This window comes from Anaerococcus groningensis, from assembly GCF_046365465.1.
In the GTDB taxonomy this organism is placed as follows: Bacteria; Bacillota; Clostridia; order Tissierellales; family Peptoniphilaceae; genus Anaerococcus; species Anaerococcus groningensis.
Map to the genome: position 1 here is coordinate 1 of NZ_JBGMEG010000015.1, position 630 is coordinate 630.

Annotated in this window: 1 rRNA gene; it reads right to left on the reverse strand. The window is 48.4% G+C overall.

Annotated elements, in window-relative coordinates:
- Positions 1-8 precede the first annotated feature (8 nt).
- Positions 9-630 (reverse strand): 23S ribosomal RNA (locus AB9Q04_RS08015); the annotation flags it as partial.

Here is a 630-nt window from a genome sequence, read left to right on the forward strand (position 1 = left end):
CAATATTTCCAGTCAAGATTAAAAGTATTAGTATCCATTAGCTTAATGCATTACTGCACTTACACCTTGGACCTATCAAACGTATTTTCTTTACGTACTTTTAGAAATCTTATCTTGAGGGTTGCTTCGTACTTAGATGCTTTCAGTACTTATCAATTCCATACTTAGCTACCCAGCTATGCTCCTGGCGGAACAACTGGTACACCAGTGGTATGTCCATCCCGGTCCTCTCGTACTAAGGACAGGTCCTCTCAAATTTCTTACGCCCACGCTGGATAGGGACCGAACTGTCTCACGACGTTCTGAACCCAGCTCGCGTGCCTCTTTAATGGGCGAACAGCCCAACCCTTGGGACCTACTTCAGCCCCAGGATGAGACGAGCCGACATCGAGGTGCCAAACCTCCCCGTCGATGTGGACTCTTGGGGGAGATAAGCCTGTTATCCCCGGGGTAGCTTTTATCCGTTGAGCGATGGCCCTTCCATGCGGTGCCACCGGATCACTAAGTCCGTATTTCTACTCTGCTTGAGCTGTATCTCTCGCAGTTAAGCTCGCTTTTGCCTTTGTACTCTACGAATGGTTTCCGTCCATTCTGAGCGAACCTTTGAACGCCTCCGTTACTTTTTAGGAG